Consider the following 23528-nt stretch of genomic DNA (forward strand, 5'->3'; position numbering starts at 1 on the left):
TTCATGATTCTTCAGTTACATCGACTACGTTTCCGCTTGTCGAGCAGCCGTAGATCATAACGTCGTCGGGGGCGTCAAATCCACTGACGGCCGGCAGCCCGCGAGAATACAATGAAGACTCGTTCGCTCCCGCTATTCGGCCCGACATCGATTTTCATGAAATCCGCTTTTTCGGTCATCATCGTTGCGGCCGTCGCCTGTCTGCTTGTCATCGGTGCGCAGGCTCCGGCGGCGGAACCGCCCCTCAAGCAGCCGGCGGCGCATGCGGTGATGCCCGAGCGGCATCGGGCGTTGTTGCAAACGCACTGCCTGAGTTGTCATGGCGCCCGGAAGCAGGAAGGGAAGTTTCGCGTAGACGATCTCTCTTTTACGATCGCGAACATCGAGACGGCGGAGCGATGGCAGAAGGTGCTCAACGCGCTTAACTCAGGAGAGATGCCTCCGACGGACGAGAAGCAGCCGGCGAATAAAGCGAAGACCGATTTTCTCGACGATCTGGCGAACGTCATGGTCGCGGCGCGGAAAAGCCTCGGCGATCAACACGGCGTCATTACGATGCGCCGGCTCAATCGGCGCGAATACCGCAATACGCTACGCGAACTGCTCGGCACCGAGATCAACGTGAGCGAGCTGCCGGCCGATACCGGCACCGGGGGCTTCGACACCGTGGGCTCGAACCTCTTCATGTCGGCCAATCAATTCGAGCAATATCAAGCGCTCGGACGGGAAGCGCTCGACGAAGCGTTCGCTTGGCAGGCTGCGACGACGATCGAGAAGAAGCTGCGCTACGAAGCGGAAACGACGACGCCGATCGTCGCCAAGTTCGTCGCGTATCAGATCGATGCCAGAGAGCGGGCGCAGCGCTGGGTCAAGGCGGTCGAGGAAGCCGCCGCGCGACCCGAGAACCGCGACCTCGTCGCTCAGCTCAAAAAGGAAGCGAAGAACGACGCGATCTTCCGCCGCTCGTGGGACAAAATCCCCGGCGCTCCTTCGCCGCGCTCGTTCGGCTTCGACAAGAAAGGGGAGAACGATGCCGATCTCGCCAACGACTCCTTAGGAGCGGGCTGGCTTCCCTATCATCAGTATTATCTCCGGCAGCCCGGCGTCGACCGGGGAGCGTATCTCGGCACTCAAACCCGACATCCCGCCGAGTTGAACGTGCAGTACATCGAGTTGCTGGTGCCGTTCGATTGGCCGGTGGGTGAGTATGTCGTACGCGTTCGCTTGGCAGCCACGAACGACTCGCGGCCTGAGCAGCGGTTTCTGGAGTTCGGCATTCATCCCCGCACCGGTCGCGTGATGAGTACGCATGAAGTGACCGGCACGATGGACGCGCCGCAAGTGATCGAGATTCCTCTCACGCTGACCCGAGGACACGCGGTGCGCGAGAACCGGACCCTGTTCATTCGCGAAAAGGGATCGTGGGACAGCAACGAAGAAGGAGGACGTCGACGTTCCGAGGCGGTGAAGCGCAACGGCATCGGGCCCGAGGTTGCGCTGTGGGTCGACTGGATCGAGGTCGAGCGCAAACCGAATATCGGTAAGCCGAAGCCTCCGGGCATTGCCGCGCTCGGCATTCCGCTCGACGATAAATCTCCCACTCCATCGAAGCCCGAACTGCGCGCGGCTCTGGAGCGGTTCGCCGTCGAAGCGTTTCGCGGGTCCGAACCTCCGGCGAGTTACCTGGACCGGTTGCTCGCTCTGTACGACGTGCGGCGCAGCGCCGGCGATCAGCATAGCGCGGCCTTGAAACAAACTCTTTCGGTCGTGCTCGCGTCGCCGATGTTTCTCTATCTGTCCGAGCCGGCGTCCGACGATCGACGCCGGCCCCTCTCGAACAACGAGCTCGCCGTTCGGCTCTCGTATTTCCTCTGGGGCTCGCCGCCGGATGGCGCGCTGCGCGATCTTGCCGGGCGGGGGGAGTTGATGAGGCCCGAGGTGCTCGCGGCGCAGACCGAGCGGCTGCTCGACGATCCTCGCGCCGAGGGATTCATCAAAGCTTTCGTCTATCAATGGCTGGGGCTCGACCGGCTTGATTTCTTCGAGATCAATCTCGCGCTGCATCCGCGCTTCGATGCCAGCACGCAGATCGCCGCGAAGCACGAAGTATACGAGACGATCGAACATCTCTTGCGGCACAACGGCAGCTTGCGCGACCTGTTGAAGTCCGATTACGTGATCGTCAATCGGGTTCTGGCCGATTACTACGGCCTCGGCGGCGTGCAGGGAGATCACTTCCGCAAGGTCGTCGTGCCGCCAGGCTCGCCGCGCGGCGGCTTGCTCGGCATGGCCGCGGTGCACGTGATGGGAGGCAACGGCGAGCATTCGAGCCCGGTCGAACGAGGCGCTTGGGTGCTGCGCAAGCTCTTGAACGATCCGCCGCCGCCGGCACCCGCGAACGTGCCGCTGATCGCGCGTCTCGCCGGAAAATCGTTGACGACTCGCGAACGGTTGATCGCGCACCAAGAGGAAGCGCAGTGCGCGAGTTGCCATCGAAAGATCGATCCCATCGGCTTAGGGTTGGAGAATTTCGATGCCGTCGGGCTATGGCGAACCGAAGATAGCTATCAAGCGACGGGGGCCAACGGCCGGCCCGACCCGAAGACGAAGAAGACTTGGCTCATCGATCCGGCCGGCGCTTTTCATAACGGCGCTCCGTTCCAAGATTATTTCGAGCTGCGCGAGCTGATCGCTGCGAAGCCCGACGACTTCGCGCGCGGGTTCAGCACGGCACTCGTCGAGTATGCGCTTGGCCGGCCGAGCGGCTTCAGCGACGAACCGCTGCTGGAAACCATGTTGCGGCAAGCGAAGGAGAAGAACTTCGCGCTGCGCGAGTTCATTCACGCGCTGGTTCGCAGCCGAGAATTTCAAACCAAATGACGAGCTCGATCGACAAAGGAATCTCTATGAATACGCGTCGCCATTTCTTGCGGTCGGGCACGGCGGTCATCGCGCTGCCGGCGCTCGAGTCGCTCGGCTTCCGCCGTTTCGCCGCCGCCGCGGCTCCCGTCGCGCCGCCGAAGCGACTCATGTTCCTCGGCTTCGGCTGGGGAGTGACCGAAACCACGTGGTATCCCGACGTCAAGCAGTCGGGCACCGACTACACGCTACCGGTCGGGCTGCAACCGCTGGCGCGCCACAAGGCCGACTTCACGGTCGTGCAAGGTTTGTGGAATAAGTATTCCAACGAAGGGCACTGGGGGAGCACGATGTGGCTCACCGGGGCGAATCGTTACGCCGAGCCGGGCCAGAGTTTTCACAACAGCATTTCCGTCGATCAAGTCGCCGCGGCAAAGCTCGGGCTGCAAACTCGATTCGCTTCGCTGCAATGCAACGGCAGCGAAGTCGGCGACCGCTCCGGCCATGGACCCGGGCTTTCGATGGCTTGGGACGTGAGCGGCAAGCCGATCGGCGGATTGAACGGCCCGTTGGCGGCCTTCCATCGGCTGTTCTCGAAAGACACGACCCCGCTCGAGCAACGCAAGGCGATGCTCGCTGAGCGGCGCAGCGTGCTCGATACGGTACTGGAGAATGCGCGCTTCCTGCAGCGCGGCCTCGGCAAGCACGACAACGCGAAACTCAACGAGTATTTCCAAGGGATTCGGGACATCGAGACGCGCCTCAGCAAAGACGAGCAATGGCTCGGCGTGCCGCAGCCGCGCGCGACCGTGGCCGAGCCGAAGCCGGGGCTGGAAGGGCGCGAAGAGATCAAGCTCATGTACGACATCATGCTCGCGGCGATCCAGACCGACAGTACGCGCGTGCTCACTTATCGGCAACCGGTGAGCACTTTGCTGACGAGCCTCGACATCAAGGTGCATCCGCACGACATGAGCCACTACCACTCGACGCTCGGCGAAAAGCTCGACGCCTCGCAGCGCCGCGACCTGGCGCAGAGCGAACTGCTAGCCGGGCTGATCGACAAGCTGAAAGCGATGAAGGAAGCCGACGGCACGAGCTTGTTCGACCATACCGCGGTCGCCTACGGCAGCAACATCCGCACGGGCCACTCTCTCGACAACTGCCCGACGATCCTCACCGGCGGCGGTGCGGGGATCAAGCTCGGTCGGAATCTCGTTCTGCCGAAGGGAACGCCGCTGTGCAACGCCTGGCTTACGCTGCTGCACGGCATCGGCATCGAAGCCGAACGCCACGGCGACAGTACCGGAGTCGTGAAAGAGCTGATCGCATGAGGGACGCGGCCGAGGCCCGATCATGCGTCGGGCGAAGATCTCTCGCCGGTCTCTGCGCTGCGTTTCTCGGCATCGGGAGCGTCGTCGCCGCCGGAGGCGATGACAAGCCGCCGGGGTTTAAGATCGCGACGAAGCGCGACAGCGATACGGTGACCGTCGCGGTCGAGAAAGATCGGACGGTGTTCTCGGTGCGGAGCCCGGTCGGCATCGGCCAAGCGATCATCGAACGGACGGACGAGAAGTGGCCGGCGTGCGTGGTGCTGCGATTGCATCTGAAGGGGCTGGAGAGCTTTCAAGTTACGAACGGCAAGGTCGCGCTCGAAGCGTCGGTGTCGAGTCAGGCCGATCGGCCGGAACCGCGGCTCTGGAAAGACGGCCGAGAGGATGCTCCGCTCGATCGGCGGAGTCCGCTCTGGATGGAGATCCGCATGGTCGGCGGCGACGGCAAGCCGGCTAAAGGAGTTCCGTTGAACGACGGCTACTTCGAGCTGCCGCTTCCCGCGGCGTTCTTCGCGCAGAACCCGAACTCGATCACGCTGAAGTGGATCGACTTTTATCGGGGGTGAACCGCCGCGGCTTCGTGTCGAAAGGGGACGGATCTTTCCGGAGGAGCGACGGCTTAACGCGTGACCTCGCAGCGTGGTAATGTTCGCCGCAGTTTTTCCGCACCCGCGTCGGAGACCTTCGTGCCGAGACAGAAAAGTTGTTTAAGTTTCGTCAGTCCTTCGAGATGGGGCAGGGCGGCATCGTCGATCTTGGTGCCGGAAAGCCCGAGGAGTTCTAGGTTTTTCATTCCTTGGAGATGCGCGATCGCCGCATCGTCGACTTTCGTGTCGGTGAGAAATAGTTTTCTTAGCGACGTCGTCTCCTTGAGGATCGTGAGGCCGGTTCCCGAGATTCCGGTTCGGGTAAGATCGAGTTCTTCGAGGTGCCGAAGTCCGCGCAGATGAATCAGGTCGGCATCGGTAAGCTTCCGCTCGCCGAGATGGACGCCGATGACTTCGTTTCGCTCGTCGAACGTGATCCTCGCGCCGAGTTTCTTGAGCGCGTCGAGGGGCTCGGAGCGGGCACGGTCGCCGGCGAGAAGCGGGGCGGCGGCGAGGATCGCAGCGGCAGTAAGAATGATCGGCAGCAGCGAGGGAATGCGCATGGGTGTCTCCGGGCGGTCGGGGTTCGTATCGTCCGATTCATCGCTTTCGACAGCGAATCAAAGCACCTTCGCCTTTAAGTCCGGGAACACTTTGCCGACCTTGCCGAGCAGGTAGTCGCCGTAGGTGCCGTTGAAAACGTGGACGCTGGTTCGGTCCCAGCGCGAGGAGCGGTCATCCGGAGCGACTTCGCCCGAAGGGAGCTCGATCGGTTGCACCGGCGCGAAGAAATTGGGATCGAAGAAGAACGGAAACGAGAGCCGATCGCGCGGCGCCGGGTTGCGAACCCGATGGGGCGTCGAACGGTAGACGCCGCGCGTCATCCGGTCGAGCATGTCGCCGATGTTGCAGACGAACGAGCCCGGCACCGGCGGCGCCGCGATCCACTTCGCTTCCGACTTCACTTCCAGGCCGCCGGCGTCGTCTTGCAGCAAGATCGTGAGGAGGCCGTAGTCGGAATGCTCGCCGACGCCCCAGAGCTCGCCCTGCGCGTGCGGCGGCGGAGGGGGATAGTTGAAGATGCGGAACAGCGTGAGGGGCTCGCGCGTGCCGTGGTCGAGGAAGTAGTTTTCGTCGAGACCGAGCCCCAGCGCGATGCCGGCTAGGAGGCGTTGCCCCAGCGTCGTCAACGCGGCCATGTATTCGAGCACCGCGGCGCGCAGCCCTGCCGGCTCTGCGGGAAACAAATTCGGCCCGTGTAGCGGAGTGCCGGCTTGGACGAGCGGGTCGTCGGAGGGGAGCTCGCGGCCGAAGTAGAGCCCTTCCTTTTGGTCGGGCTTGCCGGAAGTGAGCTCGTCGCCGACGCGGAAGTAGCCTCGCCAAGCGCGGCCGCCGAGGCTCATCGCGATGCGCTGCTTCGCATCGCCGGGCTGCGCGAAGAACTCGCGCGCCGCCGCGTGCAGCCGACGTTGCAACTCCTCGTCGACGCCGTGGCCGACGACGTAGAAGAAGCCGCTCTCTCGACAAGCTTCGTCGATCCGAGCAGCGACCGCGCTCCGGCCTGCTCCGGAGACGACGAGCTGCGAGACATCGATGAGCGGAATCCGCGAGAAGTCGTCGGACATGGAGCGCCTGCCGAGATGCGTAATCGTGCGGTCGGCCCCATGGTGGGCTTCGCACCATGGTCGAGTATATCGAGCGGCGTAGGGTTCGTCGCGCGGCTATTTTCCTGCACCGTGTTTCCTACGCCGTGAACTCGTTTTATTCGATCTTGCAATTCGGCAGAGCTTTTTGCAGGGCTTCGATGTCGGCCGGGGCGGCTTTGCTGCCTCTCAGGCCCAAGAGTACGAGCGTGGATACTTTCGCCAGCGGCGCGAGGTCGGAGACGAGCGTGTTGCTGCAATAGAGATGCGTCAGGGGCATGCCGCTTAACACGGACAGATCGGAGATCTTCGAGCCGGAACAGCTCAAAACATTCAGCGACATTCCTTTCAGCGGCGACAAGTCGACTACCGGCGCGGACTGGAAGCTCAAGCTTTGCAGCGGCATCCCTACGAGCGGTGAGAGGTCGGATACTTGCGTGCCGCTACAGGCAAGATTTCGCAGCTTCAGGCCTTGAAGAGGAGATAGATCGGCGAACTTGCAGGTGCCGCCCGCAGCGCTGCAATCTAGAGTTCTCAAGCCGGTCAGGGCTCGCACCGGCGAAATATCGGTGACGTGGTCGGAGAGAAAACGAAAGTCCGTGACGACGCCGTCTTCGATTTTGGGAGGCCCCTTTTTATCGGCACTCGTAACGATTCCGTCGAAGCCGGGATTCAACTCGACTAACTTCTTCGTCACCGCTGCGATCTGCTGCTCGGCCGGCATCGCGGCTATGTCTTTCATCCACTGTCGAAAGGCTGGGTCGTCGATGTTCGTGGTCGGCTTCGGCGAACCGCTCGGCGAGGTTGTCGTCGCCGTCTTGGTCGAGACCTGCGGCGAGTCGGTCGCAGGCACCGCCACTCGAACGACGCGAAAGCCGTTGTTGTCGACCAAGTTTAAGGGAGAATTACTCTGTCGGTGCGCGCTGCGGCAGAGGGAGGCTGCATGACGCCAATTACCGCCGCGGAGGACGCGATTGAGGCCGGACGCCGGGCCGACCGGATCGTTGAGCGCCGACGTCGCATATCGCTTGTCGTCGAAAAAATCATCGCACCACTCCTGCACGTTGCCCTGCAGGTCGAACAGACCGAAAGCGTTCGGCGCGAGCATGCCCACCCGATGCGCCTGGCCGGCGGCATTGGCGTTCGTCCAACCATACTTGCCGAGCTCGGCGGGGTCGTCGCCGAATGAATACTGCGTCGTCGTCCCGGCTCGGCAGGCGTATTCCCATTCCGCTTCGGTCGGCAGCCGGTAGAGGGCCTGCTCTTGGTCGGAAAGCCATTTGCAGTAAGCCACCGCATCGCTCCAGGTAAGGAGCGCGGCCGGGGAATCGTCGGTCACCGCATAGCCGGGATTGAGATAAGTCCGTAGCTGCTTGGGAGGAGCGGTCGAGGGTTGGCCGACGGTCGCTGCCGGCGATGGAGCGGTCTTCGCTGCGATCTCCGCCACGGTCTGATAGCCCGTGGCGGAAAATTTCTTAAATTGGCCGATCGTCACTTCCGTGGCGCCGAACCAAAACGGCTGTGTGATCACGACTCGATGTTGCGGGCGCTCGGCCGGTTGGGGGCTGTCGGTGCTTCCCATCATGAACTCGCCGGGCGGGATCAGGACCAGCTTCATGCCGACGCTATTCGGCGTTTCGACCTCGATGCCGAGATGCTTGGCCCAAGCGGCTTGATGGGCCTTGGCCTGAGCGGCGTCGAACGGGGCTTGGGCGAGTAGAGGAGCGGGGCCGAGCGAGGCAGCTTGAGTAGTCGTCTTGGCTGGATCGTCCCACTCGATCTTGCAGTTCGGCAGAGCTTTTTGCAGAGCGGCGACGGAGGCGGGAGTGACTTTGGTTGATCTAATAGCCAAAGATTTCAAACTCTTACATCCCAGCAAGGGCAAAACATCGGTTACCAGCGTGTCATGAATCTCAAGGCTGGATAAGGGCACTCCCTCGAGTGGCGAAAGGTCGGACACGCTCGTGCCGCCGCAATTCAGATGCTCTAGCAGCATTCCTCTTAACGGCGATAAATCGGAAATCGGGGGGGACCATCCACAAATTAAATATGTCAGTTTCATTCCTTGAAGTGGTGATAGATCAACCAACTGACCTTTGCCTGGACCGCTGCCCATCATCCTTAGACGTCTTAAACCGAATAATGCCCGGACCGGCGAAATATCCTTCACTTTGTCAATATAGAACATCAACTCGGTAACCACGCCGTTTTCAATCTTAGGCATTCCTGTTCCAGGGACACTACGGACATTTCCTTCAAACCCCGGATTCAATTCCACCAACTTCTTGGAAACGGCTTTCCATTGCTCCTCCGCAGGCATGGCCTGAACTTCTTTGATCCACGCTAGGAACTCAGGTGAGTTGAAATCCGTGATCGGCTTGGTTGGAGCGGCGGCGGGGACGGTGGGCAGAGGAGTGACGCTCGCCGTCGTTGATGCGGCGGCAAGTTCTCGGACGATGCGGAAGCCGAAATACTTGTCACGGAACGACGGCGTGCTGCTGCTGCGAGTCGCACTGCGACAGTTGGAAGCGTTGCCGTGCCAGTAGCCGCCACGGCATGAGCGAGAGGAGCCGAAGGATGGGCCGTATGGGTCGTTCGGCGTAGCTGCTGAATACCATTTCTCATCGTAAAAATCTCCGCACCATTCGTACAAATTCCCTTGCATGTCGAACAAGCCGAAGTTGTTCGGCAACAGCGTGCCCACCGGATGCGACTTGCTGCCGGAGTTCTTGTGATACCAAGCGTATTGATCCAACAATGCCCAGTCATCGCCGAATGAATACTGCGTCGTCGTCCCGGCCCGGCAGGCGTATTCCCACTCGGCTTCGGTCGGCAAGCGGTAGAGAGCTTTCTCTTGCGTCGAAAGCCACTGACAGTAGGCCACGGCATCGTTCCAAGTGATGTAGGCCGCCGGCAAATCGTCGCTCGCAACGTAGCCCGGATTGAGATAGGTTTTCGATTCGGCAGCCTTCTCCGCTTCCGTCTGATAGCCCTTTGCGGCGGCGAACTTCTTGAACTGTCCGATCGTTACTTCGGTAGCACTCATCAGCAGCGGCTTGGTGATGACAGCCTTATGTTGAGGCCGTTCGGCCTTTTCTATGCGGCTGATGACTCCGCTATCGACCTTGATTTCGTCGGCCGCTTTCAATGCGGCTTCGACCTCGGCATCGGTGCTGCCCATCATGAACTCGCCGGACGGGATCAGCACCATCTTCATGCCGACGCTGTTGGGCGTCTCGATTTCCATGCCGAGATGTTTGGCCCAGGCCGCTTGATGGTGCTTGGCTTGGGCGGCGTCGAAGGGGGCTTTGGCGAGAGGAGGAGCGGAGGCTTCGTAAGTCTTATCCAGCTCGCAGACAACACGTAGGCCCATCGAGTGAAATAGATAGGATTCATCAACAGCATGACGATGACCCGAGCGGCAACTCAGCAGACCGTGGTCGCCCGCTCCGCCACCGCGCAGTACGCGTTTCGTTCCCTGCGTCGCCCCTTGTGGGTTCGTAGTGCTCGACACCTTGTAATAGTCCGCTAACATCCAGTCTGAACACAATTCCCAAACGTTGCCATGCATATCGTAGCAACCAAAGGCATTAGGACGGTAAGACCCAACCGGCGTACGACGTTGCGATGGTGAACAACTGGCGTCGGCTTGCGCGAGCGTCGGTCCGAAGGCATAGGCGGTCGTGGTGCCGGCGCGGCAGGCGTACTCCCATTCGGCTTCGGTAGGCAAGCGGTATCGCCGGCCCATCAACTTTTCAGCCGGAAGCTCCGATAGCTTTTTGCAATACTCGTCTGCCTCTTGCCAACTGACATTCGATGCGGGATCTCCTAAGGCCGACTGCGGGTCGGGGCCTTGCGACATGATTCGCTTCCATTGATCGACGGTGACCTCGTAGACTCCCACATAGAAGGACTTGTCAATGATCACGCGATGCAGCGGCGATTCTTGGCCCTGATGCCCCGGTTCGCTCGCCGGCGTTCCCATTTGAAATTCGCCGGGTGGAATCAAAGTCAGCTTCATCCGAATCGAATTTTCGATCGACACGGGAACGCCCAGATGCTTCGCCCAGGCGGCTTGATGGGCCTTAGCTTGCGTCGCGTCGAAGGGAGCGACGGCGAGGGGCGGAGCGGGGCCGAGAGGGTCGGCGGGTTGCGGTGCGGTTGTCTTGGCCGGATCGTCCCAGTCGATCTTGCAATTCGGCAATGCCTTGCGCAGCGCCTCGATCGCGGCCGGAGTGACTTTCGTCGCCCGCAGATCGACCAACCCGAGCCTCGGACATTCCGACAAAGCGGAGATGTCGACCACCGGCGTTCCCTGACACGTGAGCACTCGGACCGACGAGCCTCGTAGCGGGTTCAAGTCGGTCACGAGCGAATGGTCGCAATTGAATCTGTCGAGCGGCATCCCCGTGAGCGGCGTGAGGTCGCGAACGCGCGTGTGCGTGAGGTTCAAAAAGGTCAACCGCATCCCCTGCAGCGGCGTCAGATCAGAGATCGGGTTCTTGGGACAATCCAAGTTTTCCAGCGCCAGCCCGGCCAGCGGCCGGAGGTCAGTGAGGACTCCTTTTTCCGGCCCAGATCCGGGACAGAGGATCAATCGCAAGCCGGGAAACGCTCTAAGCGGCGAGAGATCGCGAACTGCGTCGGTGCCGAAGCCACAGGAGAAGACCACGCCGTCTCTGATATCGGGCGCCCCGCCGCCATGGTGGTTTTTCATCTCGCCGCTGCAGCCCGGATTCAGCTCGATCAGCTTCGCGGAGACTCGCTTGATCTGCTCTTGGGCAGGCAGCGCTTGAACTTCCTGCAGCCAAGCTTGAAACGCCGGAGAGTTGATGTCGGTGATCGGCTTGGCGGCGGCGATCGTCGTAGCGGCGGGGTCGTCCCACTCGATCTTGCAATTCGGCAGTGCCTTTTGCAGGGCGGCGACTCCAACTGTGGTGACTTGGGTTTTCGTGACATCCAAGTCTTTCAGGTTCGTACATGCAACCAACGGAGACAGGTCGGAAATCGTCAAACCTGCGCAAAGCAACCTTGCAAGCGGCATCCCTTTAAGCGGCAAAACATCGGACACTTGCGTTTGGCTGCAAACCAAGTCGCGCAAAGGCATGCCTTGCAGAGGCGAAAGGTCCGACACCGTAGTACCGCTGAGTTTCAGGTCAGTCAGTTTCATCCCTCGTAGGGACGTGAGATTCGGTACGGGTGTGACGGTGATCTCCAGAGATGTCAGCGACATCCCTTCCAGCGGCGAAAGGTCGGAGATGTGCGTGTATCCGCAATTCAGGGCAGTCAGAGACATTCCTTTAAGCGGCGACAGGTCCAACAGCTTACTTTTGTCCCTGCCGCTGCCTCTGCAAGTCAACGTCTTTAATCCCGCCAATGCTCTGACCGGTGAAATGTCCGTCACGTTGTCGGATATAAATCCGATCCCCGTAACCACTCCGTTCTCAACCTTGGGCATCCCCGGTCCCGCCGCATCCGTCACCTTCCCATCGAAGCCGGGATTGAGTTCCATCAGCTTCTTGGTAACGGCTTCGATCTGCTCCTTCGCAGACTTCGTAGCAACTTCCTTCATCCATGCTTGGAAGGCGGGATCGTTGATGTTCGTGACGGGCGTGGCCGGTTTCGGGGCCCTTTCTTTCCAGAACTGGGCTTCCGATCTGCCGTTGATCGTCTTGAGCGTCTTGATGGAACGGAGGAGTTCCTCATCCCTCACCGGGTCGAAGTCGGCCCAGAGCCAGAGATCTTCCAGCGGCATCGACCTCAAGAACGACCAATCCTTGCCTTTCACACCGTTGGCCCCGAGCATTTTGAGCTTCGAGTCCTTCAGAGGGGTCGGATCGGACACGTTCGTTAGATAGATACTAACGTGGGTGAGCGTGCTCATCCCCCTGAGCGGTGTGAGATCGGCCACTGGAGTCCGTTGACATTCAAATTCCTCCAACGGCATGCCCCTGAGCGGCGACAAGTCGGTCACGCTCGTGCCGTCGATCCACAGCTTCGTCAGCTTCAGACCCGCCAGCGGCGACAGATCGGCGAGCTTGCTCACCTGTTTTCTGTTGCACGTCAACGATTTCAGGCCGGACAAAGCACGCAGCGGCGAGATGTCCGTCAGAGCACCGGCATGCAGGCCCAGTTGAACCACCTTGTTATTAGTGATCATCTGCGACTCAAAGGTGCCGTCGAAGCCGGGATTCAACTCCACCAACTTCTTGCCGACCGCCTTCAATTGCTCTTCGGCAGGCATCGCTTGCACATCCTTCATCCACTGCTGGAAGGCCGGGGCGTTGATGTCGGTAATCGGTTTCGAGGGAGCGGGCGGAGCAGTGGGCTGTGGCGCCTCGGCCGGAGCACTCCAACCAATTCCGCATTTAGGCAACGCTTTTTTCAGGGCCGCAATACCGGTAGCGGTGGCGTTCGTGCCGTTCAAATCCATGCTTGTCAGATTCGTCATGGTCGCAATGTCGACGAGTCCGGCATCCGTGATTCGAGTGCCATTGAGGCCGAGAAACCGCAGGCTTTTCATACCGCGAATGTCTTTAAGGCAAGCATCGGAGACTTGCGTACCCAATAGCCATAAATCCTTGAGCATAGGAAGTGTCGTGAGGTGCGACACACCGGCGTCCGTAACCGACGTTCGCAATAGATTCACCCACTCGACGCTTTGCAGGGAGGAGATGTTCTTTAGTTCTTCGTCTTTTACTGCGGTGTTTGCCAGATCGACTACCTTGACCCGAAACGGCTCTGAAGGAATCTGGCTGACGGAGTTGAGAGCACGATCTTGCTGTTTCACGATGACTGTCACCCTGCCGCCTTTGCTCAACACCCATGCGGCCGCTTTTCTGTCTTGATCGTGATCCGTCAAAGGAATCGCCTTCATGGGCGCCGTTTGGACCGCATTCAGCTTCGCCGCGATCGTTTTACTCCCGCCCGACTCCATCTCGAACTCTTGCCCGAAGATGGTGAAGCCGTCTTTCTCTACCCGTAGCCGATGCTTGCCGGGATCGACCGAGATCGACACCTTGCCGACTCCGCCCTTTTGACTGACTTCGACCTTGCCTTCGGCATCGAACACCTGCACCGTCGCATCCGGCTGATCGACTTCGACGACGAGCGTGCCGTCCTTAGTCCGCAGGGAGACAATGATGCCCGCCACGATCAACGCGCCGAGCAGAGCCGCGCCGCTCAAGACCTTCACGTTCTTCCACGGCGGAGTTTTGGCGGCGCTATCGGTCGGCACGGCGGCCGGCTTCGCGGGCACGGTATTCGTCGCTTTCGTCTTCGGCGCGACGGTTTGAATCGTCGGCGCGAGCTGGATGTTCTTGAAGCTCGCTATCGCGTCGGAATCGGCGTTCGTCGTCGCCGCATTCGCCTCGGAGATGGAAGTCTGCGAGCCGCCCGCGCACCGTTCCAAGTCGGCGATCGCTTCGCTCATCGTCTGGTAGCGATCCTCGGCGCGCTTGGCGACCAGCTTGCGGAAGACCGCTTGGAGTTCGTCCGAAGCCTCGGCTTGCGCCGCCTTCAACGACGGGATCGGCTTCTCGCGGTGCGCCAGGATCTTTTCGATGATCGAGTCGCCGGCGTACGTCGCCTTGCCGGCGATCAGATAATGGAGCGAGCAGCCGAGGCTATAGATATCGGCTCGCGCGTCGGCGCTCTTCGTGTTGAACGCCTGCTCCGGGCTCATGTAGTCGACCGTTCCCATCACGGTGCCGGTGCCGGTCAGTTCGGCTTGCGCGGCGACGTCGCCGGCGGTCTCGATCCGGGCCAGGCCCATGTCGAGGATCTTCACCGTTCCCTTTTTGTCGAGCAGCAGGTTCGCCGGTTTGATATCGCGATGCACGACTCCTTCGGCATGCGCGAACTCCAAGCCGCGCGCCGCTTGCAGGATGTAGTTCACCGCTTTCGCGACTGGGAACGGGCCGTTCTTCTTCACGAGCGCCGAGAGGTCTTGCCCTTCGACGTATTCCATCACGAGGAAGTGGACGCCGGCCGCTTCGTCGGCATCGTCGGCCGCGACGATATTCGGATGGCGGAGCTTGGCTGCCGCTTCGACCTCGCGCTGAAACCGCGTATCCGCCAAGGATCAACGACTTCGCGCGGCCCGCGGCGACTTGCGTCGCTTGAAACTTCGTGAGGTGGTTCTGCTTCACCAACTCGGCGACGAACTCTTCGACGGTCGTCGGATGCGCTTTCGGCGGAACGAAGTTTTCCAGCTTCCCCTGGGCGATGATGCCCGAGTCGGCAAGCTGCTTCACGACGGTTTCCAACGCCACGGCCATCGATCGCTCCCCACAGCGGATTCACAGGGAGCGATTATAGCCTCCCCTACCGTTGGGTGGAAATCAGTTCGGTTGAAGATGGAAGCTAGGGTGTGCCATGGCTTCCGATACGCCTCTCAACACCGTGGCGGCATACTGTATTCTGATCGTGCCGACGACCGCCGACCGCCGCAACCGAAAACGAGACATCCGATGCCCTGGCTCGAATGGTACGACTCGCTCGCCAAACCCAGCTGGACGCCCGCCCCGGCAACCATCGGGCTGATCTGGCAGATTCTCTACCCGATCATTCTCGTCAGCTTCGGGTTCGTGTTCGTACAGGCGTTTCGTAGGAAATTGCCATGGCTCGTGGCTCTGCCGTTCGCCATCAACCTCGTTGCCAACCTGAGCTTCACGCCGATTCAGTTCGGTTTGCGGAACCTGCCGCTGGCGGCGGTGGACATCCTGATCGTGTTGGGAACGATCGTCTGGATGATGGCGGCGATCCGGCGGTACTATCGCTCGGTCGCCTTGGCGCAAGTGCCGTATTTGATTTGGGTTTCGCTTGCGACGGTGCTGCAACTGTCGATCACGGCGATGAATTGGGGGACGGCCCCTTGATTCGGCTCGGCCTTTGCTGCACGTTTCGGGACCAGCCCATCAAGTTCGTCACGACGACGGCTACCTCCATCGGCAAGATGAAGCGCCCCGACGCCCTGGCGAAGTTGAGCCGTCTCTGCTTGGAAAACGCCGACGCCTTGCTGGCCGCCCTTCAGTATTGTGCCGACAACGGCATCGGCTGCTTTCGGATCAACAGCCAAATTCTCCCCATCAAAACGCATCCGACGTGCGGGTACGAGGTCGATGATCTGCCGGATGGCGACGAGATCATTCGCCGCTTCCAAGCGTGCGGTAAGTTCACCGAGAAACACAAGCTGCGAACCTGTTTCCATCCCGATCAATTCGTGGTGCTGAACTCGCCCCGACTCGACGTGGTTGAAAACTCCTTGCAGGAACTTGAATACCAGGGGGAAGTGGCCGAATGGATCGAGGCGGATGTCATCAACATCCACGGGGGCGGGGCCTACGGCGACAAGCCCAAGGCCCTTGCTGAGTTCGCCCGCAATCTCGACCGGCTCTCATCGAGGGTCCGAAGCCGATTGACCGTCGAGAACGACGACAAAGTTTTCACGCCTGCCGATCTGTTGCCGATCTGCGGGGCCACCGGCATCCCGCTGGTGTATGACGTGCACCATCACCGTTGTCTTCCCGATGGTCTGAGCATCGAAGAAGCCACGAAGCAGGCTATGACGACATGGAATCGGGAGCCGCTATTCCATCTTTCCAGTCCGTTGGAAGGCTGGGACGGCCCCAAGCCTGAACGACATCACGACTTCATCGACGTGAATGACTTTCCCGATTGCTGGCGGCGAAAAAAGATCACCGTCGAAGTCGAAGCCAAAGCGAAAGAAGCAGCGGTAGAGAAGTTGAGGGCGGAGTTGAGCAACGGGTGACTCGCCGCGCGGAAGATACGGCGGAGGCCGCATGGGAGACGTACCAGCGACCGAATTCGCCGGAAGGTAACACTTTAGGTAACACCCCCCTGAAAACGACGAAGGACTTGAGTCAGCGAATTGACTCAAGCCCTTGTGCGGTAACCAGTACGGAAAGCATTTCAGCAAGCGAGGACGACGGGACTCGAACCCGCAACCACCGGATCGACAGTCCGGTACTCTAACCAATTGAGCTACGTCCCCAAGCAAACAAGTCTCCGATTATAGCTCGCGCCGAACGGCTCGCAAGGGCCTCTCTACGGGCGCCGCGAACCCCTGCCGGCAGGCTTGCGAAGCCGGTTTCCAGGCCCGCGTTCTCCCGAGGCGGAATGCGCGGTGCGATCGTTACGACCGGACAGGCTTTCCCGACGCTCCCCCGGACGAGCCTCGTGCGAGCCGGTCTCCGGCCGCGCAAACCGGAAATGTGAACTACAGTTTCGGTGTGTGGGATTTTAGCGACCTTTGGATTCGCCGAAAGCGAGTGCCCGTGCTCTACCAAGCTTATCGCAGCGTCATGCATTGGGTCGTCACACTCAACATGCGCGACTGGTTTTGGATACTTCTCGGTTGCGTCGTGTTCGGCGTGTTCAGTATGCGGGGCTTCGGCTCGCGCAACAAATACTAATCGCCGAACCCGTCGCTCGTCGCGCCGTTATTTCGCTCCTCTTTCCGCTCGAGACTTTCGCCGATGTCGCTCCTCGCCGAATTCGATATCGTCCACTTAGGCCTGCCGAGCCCGGTCGGATTGGCGATCGTAGCGCTCTTGGGCTACATCGTCGGTCGGTTGCGCAAGCAAATGCCGATCACCTCCGAGCCGCAAGCGCGGCGCGAAATCAAACGCGCGCAGGCCGTTGCGAAGAGTCTCGAAGCGATCGCCGGCGACATTCGCAAAGATCTCGCCCGCCATCGGGCCAGCCTCGACCGCTTCAAAACGCGCGTCAGCTCACTCAGCAACGAACATTCCGAAGCGTCGTGGAAAGAGCTCTGCTCGGAAGCCGAAGAAATTCTCGGCCCGACGATGCATCTCGCGACGCAGATCGCACACGCCTACGATCAGATCCGTCAGCAAACGAACCACCTGCTGACGTTCTCCGACGTGCGCACCGACCCGCTGACGGGCGTTTGCAATCGTCGGGCGATGGACGATGCGCTGGCCTCGCTCGTCGCAATGAAGAACCGCTACAACATGGGCTTCTCGCTCGCCATGTTCGACGTCGACCACTTCAAGCAAGTCAACGATCGCCAAGGCCACTTGGCCGGCGACGGCGTGCTGAAGGCCGTGGCGAAGCTGATCGAAGAAACGGCCCGCGAGACGGATATCGTCACGCGTTACGGCGGCGAAGAGTTCGTCGTGATCATGCCGCAAACGGAACTGCGCGGAGCGTGCGTGTTCGTCGAGCGGATGCGCCAGAAGATCGAGAAGCTGCTTTCCGTCACGGTCAGCGGCGGCGCGACCGCGGCGATCGGCGACGGCGAAACCTCCGATGCGATCCTCGTGCGCGCCGACGCGGCGATGTATGCCGCCAAGCAAGCCGGCCGCAATTGCACGTTCTTCCACGATGGCTTGAAGGTCGTCCCCAACGGCGATCGCTCGCAACGGATCTCCGACGCGCACGATGCCGCGGTCTCGGCCGTCGAACTCGATCCGGCCGGCACGGCGGCCGCCTTGCTCGACATCGCCGCGCTGCATGAGACGCTCAGCGATCTGCCGACCTTGCAGTTGCCGGACGAGAGCGCCGAAGAACTTTCCCCGGTCGCCACGGCCAAGGTCTAACGCCGCTCGCGCGCCGAATTCGCCCGCGAGCGCTTGACGCGCCTCTCCGCCGCTGATTGAATCGCGGCAGTCGTTTGCTCGTTCAAGCGTTGGGAGAAATCGTCATGCGCGTTAGTGTCGCCGCCGGGAATTTCGTGTTGCGAGTTGCGGTGCTCGCGCTTGTCGCAGCGCTCGCGAATCTGCCTGCGCTTGAAGCCGCGCCGCTGTCGGAAAAGGCCGACCTCTTCGAAGCCGGCAAAGACGGCTACTCGATCTACCGCATTCCCGGCTTGGTCGTCACGGCGAAAGGGACCGTGCTCGCGTACTGCGAGGCACGCAAAGGGAGCAAAGGAGATTGGGGCGCGATCGACATCCGCATCCGTCGCAGCACCGACGGCGGCCGGACTTTCTCCGCTCCGGAAACGATCTCGAACGTCGCCGGCCCTAAGCAAAAGAATCCCGTAGCGCTCGCGCAGAACTTAGCCGACCCGAACGAAGTGACGTACAACAACCCGGTCGCGATCGCCGAGCGCGACGGCACCGTTCACATGCTGTTCTGCCTCGAATACATGCGCTGCTTCGCCATGCGCAGCACCGACGACGGCCTAACGTGGAGCAAGCCGGTCGAGATCACTCCGACCTTCGACGAGTTTCGTTCCGATTACGCTTGGAAGGTGCTCGCGACGGGTCCGGCCCACGGCATTCAGCTCCGCACCGGTCGCTTAGTCGTGCCGGTTTGGCTGTCGACCGGCACCGGCGGCCATGCCCATCATCCCTCCGTCGCGGCGACGATCTTTTCCGACGACTCGGGCCGAACGTGGCGACGAAGCGAAATCGCCGCCGTCGCTTCCCCGGAGATCGTCGACCCGAGCGAAACCGTGGTCGTCGAGTTGGCCGACGGCCGGACGATGCTCAACATGCGCAGCGATTCGAAGCAACACCGCCGGCTCGTCGTCGAGAGTGCCGATGGGGCGACCCGTTGGACCGCTCCCCGTTTCGACGAGGCCTTGCTCGACCCGATCTGCATGGCGAGCATCGTCCGCGTGAGCTTGGCGGGGGCGCAAGATCGGAACCGGATCGTGTTCGTCAACCCGCACAACTTAGAACGTGCCGACGGGAAAGCAGTCGCCGGGAAAGCGCGCGACCGGCGCAACCTCTCGGTGAAGCTTTCGTACGACGAAGGAAAAACCTGGCCGGTGAACAAATCGCTCGATCCCGGCTTCGGGGCATATAGCGATGTCGCCGTGCTTCCGAACGGTACGATCCTGTGCCTTTACGAAAGCGGCCGTCCGACCGAAGCGGACCCGAAGAAGACAAAGGGCTACGCCGCGCTAACGCTCGCGCGCTTCAACATCGAATGGCTCACCGACGGCAAAGATGGCGCACGAGACTGAACCATCCGACTCCCGTCTGATCCCCGACCCCCGACCCCCGGCCCCTTCCTAGCCCCATGCTTCTTGAATGGCTCAGCGACCAGTGGAGCCTGATTCTCTACAGCGTCGAATGGTCGATCCGCCTCGTGATGCTCGTCTACGTGCCGCAGCGCCGCACGCCGTCCGCCGCGCGCACTTGGCTGTTGCTGATCTTCTTGTTGCCTGTGCCGGGCGTAGTGTTGTACGCGCTCTTCGGTCGAGCTTACTTACCGTTGAAGCGGGTGCAGTTGCAGAGCCGCGTGACTCGTCTTCTGCAAAGCGGTTCGATTCCGACGTTCGGCAATAAAGCGGCCGAGCACGATCTGCCGACCCGCTTCCGCGAGACGACGCGCTTGGCGGAAAGTTTGGGAGATTTTCCGGTCGTCGGCGGCAACGACGTCGAACTTCTCGCCGACTACGAAGGCTCGATCGCACGGCTCATCGCCGATATTCGCGCGGCGCGCAACCATGTGAACTTGCTCTATTATATTTTCGCCGACGATGCGACCGGCCGGAGCGTCGAGGCGGCGCTACTCGATGCGCATGGCCGCGGCGTCCGCTGCTTGGTGCTCGTCGACGCCCACGGCTCGCGACACGCTTGTCGCGCGCTGGTGCCGCGTTTGATCGGCGCGGGCATCGAAGTCGAAGTGCTGCTGCCGGTCGGACTGTTCCGTAAACACACGGCCCGTCGCGATCTGCGGAACCATCGCAAGATCGCGGTCGTCGACGGCACGATCGCTTACATCGGTTCGCAGAATCTCGTCGATGCCGCGTTTAAGCGGGGCTTGGTGTTCGAGGAACTCGTCGCCCGCATCTCCGGCCCGGTGGTGCCGCAGTTTCAAGCGGTCCTCTTAGCCGATCGCTATTTGGAAACCGGCGAACAATTGAGCGAAGCGAAGCGGTTCTTTCCTCCCGTCGTGCCGGCCGGCGACATGGTTGCGCAGGCCTTGCCGAGCGGGCCCGGCTATCCGCAAGCCAATACGCTACGCTTAGTCACCACGCTCATCTACGCGGCTCAGCAGCGGGTCGTGATCACGACGCCGTACTTCATTCCCGACGAGACGCTGCTCGAAGCGCTCGTCGCCGCCGCCTTGCGAGGCCTTGAAGTTCGGCTCATCGTCTCGCGCGAGATCGATCAATGGCTGGTCGGCTTCGCGCAGCGCTCGTTCTACGAGCAACTGCTCGAGGCCGGCGTCGTCGTGCATCTGCATCGCGAGAAATTTTTGCACGCGAAACATCTCAGCATCGACGACGAAGCGGTGCAAATCGGCTCGAGCAACATGGACATTCGGTCGTTCGCCTTGAACGCCGAGGTGAGTTGCATCGTATATCATCGAGAATTGGCGCAAAAACTGCGTTCGATCCAGGAACGTTACATAGCCGGGGCGGAAACGCTCAGCCTCGAACGCTGGCGCGGGCGACCAGGCTACGTGAAGGTCGCGGAAAACTTGGCCCGACTGGTCGATTCGTTGCTCTAATGACGCGGCGACCGGTCACGGATCGTTCGCCGCTGCGCGAGGACTCCTCACAGCGCATGAAAATCGCTCACTTGTTCGAGCAGGCACCCCATGACCACCACCTTGAGCCCGGAAAGCCGTAGCGGCCAAGTCGCTGCGATCGAGGTCGCCGGCAATCGGCTGGAACTGTTCGTCGAATTGCCGCCGATGGTAGCATCGCTGGTCGCCGATATTCGCGCGGCGAAGCACCGAGTCTGGATCGAAAGCTACATCATGGCCGACGACCCGGCCGGCCGCGCCGTGGCAGATGCGCTGCGCGAACGGGCCGCCGCCGGCGTCGATTGCCGACTCGTTTACGATGCCGTCGGCAGCTTGCGCACGCCGGCGAAGTTCTTCGCCGATCTCGCCCGCGACGGCATCACGGTCAAGCCGTTTCGCGAGCTCTCCGCGCTGTGGGGGAAGGTCGGCTTCTTTCGGATCTTCAATCGCCGCAGCCATCGCAAGCTCGCCGCGATCGACGATCAGGTCTCCTACTTCGGCGGCATGAACCTCATCGACGCGAGTGGGCCGCCGATCGTCTCCGAGAAGCACAATCGCCCCCCCGAGGGTCTCGGCTGGCGCGACGTCCATGTTCGCATGACCGGTCCGCAATCGGCCGAGATCGCCGCCGCGATGGAAGACCTTTGGCTCCGGATCAATCATCTCCGCCCGAAAGAAAAGCGTCGCTGGCCGGTGATCCCGATGGCGAATTGCCGCGACGAGGGAATCTTTTTCTTCGACTCGCAGCCGACGCTCCATCATCGTCGTCCGTCGCGCGTGTTGAAGACGATCATCGACGGGGCGCGGAGCCGGATCACGCTGCTGATGGCCTACTTCATCCCCGTCGGCAGCATCTTGCGCGCGTTGCTGCATGCGCGGAAGCGCGGCGTCGCGGTGGAGGTCATCGTGCCGGGCGTCAACGACGTGCCGCTGGTGCAATGGGCGAGCCGGTATATGTATGAAAAGTTGTTACGCTACGGCTTCGAGATTTACGAGCGCGAAGATCGGATGCTCCACAGCAAGGCGATGGTCGTCGACGACTGCTGGTCGGTCATCGGGTCTTGCAATCTCGATCCGCGCAGCCTGCGGATCAACTTGGAATTCCTCGCCGTGATCCGCTCGCAGCCGTTGGCCGCAGCGCTATTGAAGGTCAGCGACTACGAGCGCGCCCATAGTCGCAAGATCGAACTCGATACGCATCGTCGCTCGTCATGGTGGCAGCGCTTTCTGCATCGTATGGCCTGGTACTTTCGACACGGCTTGTAACTTTCGCCGACTTCCCGGAAGGAACGCTCTTGCGATGCGCCTCTTGACGTACAACATTCATAAGGGAATCGGCGGCCGCGATCGGCGCTACCGTTTGCCGCGGATCATCGAAGTGATCGAGCATGAAAATCCCGACCTGATTCTCATGCAAGAAGTGACGCACCTCTTCAAACGCTGCGGCGGCGACGATCAAGCGACGCTCCTTTCCGAGCATTTTCGGGCTGTCGACAAGATGTATCAGATGAACGTCAATCTGAAGAGCGGCGGCTACGGCAACCTGCTCATCTCGCGCTGGCCGATCATCGAACGACACCAAATTTCGCTCCGCTTGAAGCAAAAGAAGCCGCGCGGCGCGCAGATCGCCGTCGTCGACACTCCCGAAGGGCCGTTGAAGATCGTCAACTTGCATCTCGGGCTCGCCGAGGCCGAGCGCCATTGGCAGGTTGCGCATCTCTTGGAGCATCGGCTGTTTCAAGCGACGGCGAACGTGCCGGAGTTGATCGTCGGCGACTATAACGACTGGCGCAATACGCTGGCCGCCGGCCCGATGACACGGCACGGGTTCCAACACATCACGACCCCGCCGTCGCGGTTCCGTTCGTTTCCGGCGTACTTCGCGCTCGGCTCGCTCGATAAAGCATTTCATCGTCGCGGCGTCGTCGTCAACGAAGCTCGCGTCGTCAGCAGCAAGGCGGCGAAGAGCGCGAGCGACCACTTGCCGCTCGTGCTCGACTTCCATCTTCAAGCCGAAGGGGCCTCGGCGTCGGTCGTCGGCCCGCTCCCCGGCGTGTCGTCGTGAGGTGCTGCGAACGGCGGCTTATCGTAACGCGCCCGCCAGCGGTTCGCCCCCTCGATGAGATGGCCGCGGCGAATCAGATAGAGCGAAAGTCGGCGCTTGCCGGGAAAGTCGACGAGCATCAGCCCGACGACGAGCGTCAAGAGCCCTTGCCCCGGCGTGACGAGCATGATGATGCCTGCCACGACGAGCGCGGCTCCCAATAGATTGCGAGCTACGCACCAACCGAGATGCAGGGCCGGATGCGCGAAGCGGCGCTCGGCGTTCGGCGAAAGGCCGTTCCTAAAGAAGTCGACCGGCAGCCGCAGCAGCGCGTAGCCCGTCGCGGCGAGGCCGACGACGAACATCGCGCAGGAAGCGATTCCACACCAAACGTAAAGGGAGGGCACGGCGATTCAGGGGTCAGGGGTCGGGGGCCAGGGATCGGAATGTCGATTCAAGTCGATCGGAGATGGCAATGTAACGCAATCCAACTTTAGTTCCATCCGCCGGCTTCGCGGAATAATCAACCCTAGAACGCCGCTTGCGGAACGATCACAATAGTGGATTCGTTTTTGTATCGTTTTCCGCA

General features: G+C 61.2%; 15 protein-coding genes and 1 tRNA gene. 11 read left to right on the forward strand and 5 right to left on the reverse strand.

All coding sequences use genetic code 11. The features are described from left to right. Positions 1-156 precede the first annotated feature (156 nt). From K8U03_10640 to K8U03_10650, 3 genes are read left to right on the forward strand one after another with little or no spacing between them, the layout of a single operon-like run. Positions 157-2880, forward strand: a complete 2724-nt coding sequence (locus K8U03_10640; protein ID MCE9605345.1) for a DUF1592 domain-containing protein — start codon at positions 157-159, stop codon at positions 2878-2880. Positions 2881-2906: 26 nt separating this feature from the next. Continuing rightward, positions 2907-4193, forward strand: a complete 1287-nt coding sequence (locus K8U03_10645; GenBank protein MCE9605346.1) for a DUF1552 domain-containing protein — start codon at positions 2907-2909, stop codon at positions 4191-4193. After that, positions 4190-4759 carry a hypothetical protein gene (locus K8U03_10650; protein MCE9605347.1) on the forward strand — a complete coding sequence of 190 codons (570 nt, stop codon included), beginning with the start codon at positions 4190-4192 and terminating at the stop codon, positions 4757-4759. Before K8U03_10645 ends, K8U03_10650 begins: the two co-directional genes overlap by 4 nt. Positions 4760-4812: 53 nt before the next feature. On the opposite strand, the gene K8U03_10655 is transcribed toward K8U03_10650, so the two are convergent. The 3 genes from K8U03_10655 to K8U03_10665 form a co-directional block, all read right to left on the reverse strand. After that, positions 4813-5343, reverse strand: coding sequence for a hypothetical protein (locus tag K8U03_10655; protein MCE9605348.1), 531 nt, complete (start codon positions 5341-5343; stop codon positions 4813-4815). Positions 5344-5400: 57 nt separating this feature from the next. Then, positions 5401-6405 (reverse strand): isopenicillin N synthase family oxygenase, encoded by a 1005-nt coding sequence (locus tag K8U03_10660; protein ID MCE9605349.1) that lies wholly within the window; start codon positions 6403-6405, stop codon positions 5401-5403. A 136-nt stretch (positions 6406-6541) separates the two neighbouring features. Further along, positions 6542-14503: an SUMF1/EgtB/PvdO family nonheme iron enzyme gene (locus tag K8U03_10665; protein ID MCE9605350.1), complete on the reverse strand. Its 7962-nt coding sequence runs from the start codon at positions 14501-14503 to the stop codon at positions 6542-6544. Positions 14504-14894: 391 nt separating this feature from the next. Between K8U03_10665 and K8U03_10670 the strand changes: the two genes are divergently transcribed. Together K8U03_10670 and uvsE are read left to right on the forward strand one after the other, a co-directional pair. Then, positions 14895-15302 (forward strand): tryptophan-rich sensory protein, encoded by a 408-nt coding sequence (locus K8U03_10670; GenBank protein ID MCE9605351.1) that lies wholly within the window; start codon positions 14895-14897, stop codon positions 15300-15302. Then, positions 15299-16195 carry a UV DNA damage repair endonuclease UvsE gene (gene uvsE, locus K8U03_10675; GenBank protein MCE9605352.1) on the forward strand — a complete coding sequence of 299 codons (897 nt, stop codon included), beginning with the start codon at positions 15299-15301 and terminating at the stop codon, positions 16193-16195. The genes K8U03_10670 and uvsE overlap by 4 nt, the downstream gene beginning before the upstream one ends. Positions 16196-16364: 169 nt before the next feature. On the opposite strand, the gene K8U03_10680 is transcribed toward uvsE, so the two are convergent. Then, a tRNA-Asp gene (locus K8U03_10680) sits at positions 16365-16438 on the reverse strand. A gap of 283 nt (positions 16439-16721) precedes the next feature. Here K8U03_10680 and K8U03_10685 point away from each other — a divergent pair. From K8U03_10685 to K8U03_10710, 6 genes are all read left to right on the forward strand, one after another. Further along, on the forward strand, positions 16722-16859 hold the full coding sequence (locus K8U03_10685; GenBank protein ID MCE9605353.1) for a hypothetical protein: 138 nt from the start codon (positions 16722-16724) through the stop codon (positions 16857-16859). A 63-nt stretch (positions 16860-16922) separates the two neighbouring features. Then, complete coding sequence (locus K8U03_10690) at positions 16923-18008, forward strand: GGDEF domain-containing protein (GenBank protein ID MCE9605354.1); 1086 nt, start codon at positions 16923-16925, stop codon at positions 18006-18008. A gap of 104 nt (positions 18009-18112) precedes the next feature. Continuing rightward, positions 18113-19381, forward strand: a complete 1269-nt coding sequence (locus K8U03_10695; GenBank protein ID MCE9605355.1) for a glycoside hydrolase — start codon at positions 18113-18115, stop codon at positions 19379-19381. Between the two features lie 128 nt (positions 19382-19509). After that, on the forward strand, positions 19510-20877 hold the full coding sequence (gene cls / locus K8U03_10700; protein ID MCE9605356.1) for a cardiolipin synthase: 1368 nt from the start codon (positions 19510-19512) through the stop codon (positions 20875-20877). 90 nt (positions 20878-20967) lie between these two features. Then, the gene (locus K8U03_10705) at positions 20968-22161 is read left to right on the forward strand and encodes a hypothetical protein (protein MCE9605357.1); all 1194 of its coding nucleotides are present in this window, start codon (positions 20968-20970) and stop codon (positions 22159-22161) included. A 34-nt stretch (positions 22162-22195) separates the two neighbouring features. After that, on the forward strand, positions 22196-22960 hold the full coding sequence (locus K8U03_10710; GenBank protein MCE9605358.1) for an endonuclease/exonuclease/phosphatase family protein: 765 nt from the start codon (positions 22196-22198) through the stop codon (positions 22958-22960). On the opposite strand, the gene K8U03_10715 is transcribed toward K8U03_10710, so the two are convergent. Then, positions 22903-23346: a PGPGW domain-containing protein gene (locus tag K8U03_10715; protein MCE9605359.1), complete on the reverse strand. Its 444-nt coding sequence runs from the start codon at positions 23344-23346 to the stop codon at positions 22903-22905. The two genes, K8U03_10710 and K8U03_10715, sit on opposite strands and share 58 nt — an antisense overlap. Positions 23347-23528: the final 182 nt, after the last annotated feature.

It is taken from the genome of Planctomycetia bacterium (genome assembly GCA_021413845.1).
Classification (GTDB): domain Bacteria; phylum Planctomycetota; class Planctomycetia; order Pirellulales; family PNKZ01; genus PNKZ01.

Coding starts and splice junctions, on each gene's coding strand:
- K8U03_10705 (MCE9605357.1), top strand. CDS start 20,968: ATGACCACCACCTTGAGCCCGGAAAGCCGTAGCGGCCAAGTCGCTGCG.
- K8U03_10650 (MCE9605347.1), top strand. CDS start 4,190: ATGAGGGACGCGGCCGAGGCCCGATCATGCGTCGGGCGAAGATCTCTC.
- K8U03_10640 (MCE9605345.1), top strand. CDS start 157: ATGAAATCCGCTTTTTCGGTCATCATCGTTGCGGCCGTCGCCTGTCTG.
- K8U03_10710 (MCE9605358.1), top strand. CDS start 22,196: ATGCGCCTCTTGACGTACAACATTCATAAGGGAATCGGCGGCCGCGAT.
- K8U03_10690 (MCE9605354.1), top strand. CDS start 16,923: ATGTCGCTCCTCGCCGAATTCGATATCGTCCACTTAGGCCTGCCGAGC.
- K8U03_10660 (MCE9605349.1), bottom strand. CDS start 6,405: ATGTCCGACGACTTCTCGCGGATTCCGCTCATCGATGTCTCGCAGCTC.
- cls (MCE9605356.1), top strand. CDS start 19,510: ATGCTCGTCTACGTGCCGCAGCGCCGCACGCCGTCCGCCGCGCGCACT.
- K8U03_10655 (MCE9605348.1), bottom strand. CDS start 5,343: ATGCGCATTCCCTCGCTGCTGCCGATCATTCTTACTGCCGCTGCGATC.
- K8U03_10645 (MCE9605346.1), top strand. CDS start 2,907: ATGAATACGCGTCGCCATTTCTTGCGGTCGGGCACGGCGGTCATCGCG.
- K8U03_10670 (MCE9605351.1), top strand. CDS start 14,895: ATGCCCTGGCTCGAATGGTACGACTCGCTCGCCAAACCCAGCTGGACG.
- K8U03_10695 (MCE9605355.1), top strand. CDS start 18,113: ATGCGCGTTAGTGTCGCCGCCGGGAATTTCGTGTTGCGAGTTGCGGTG.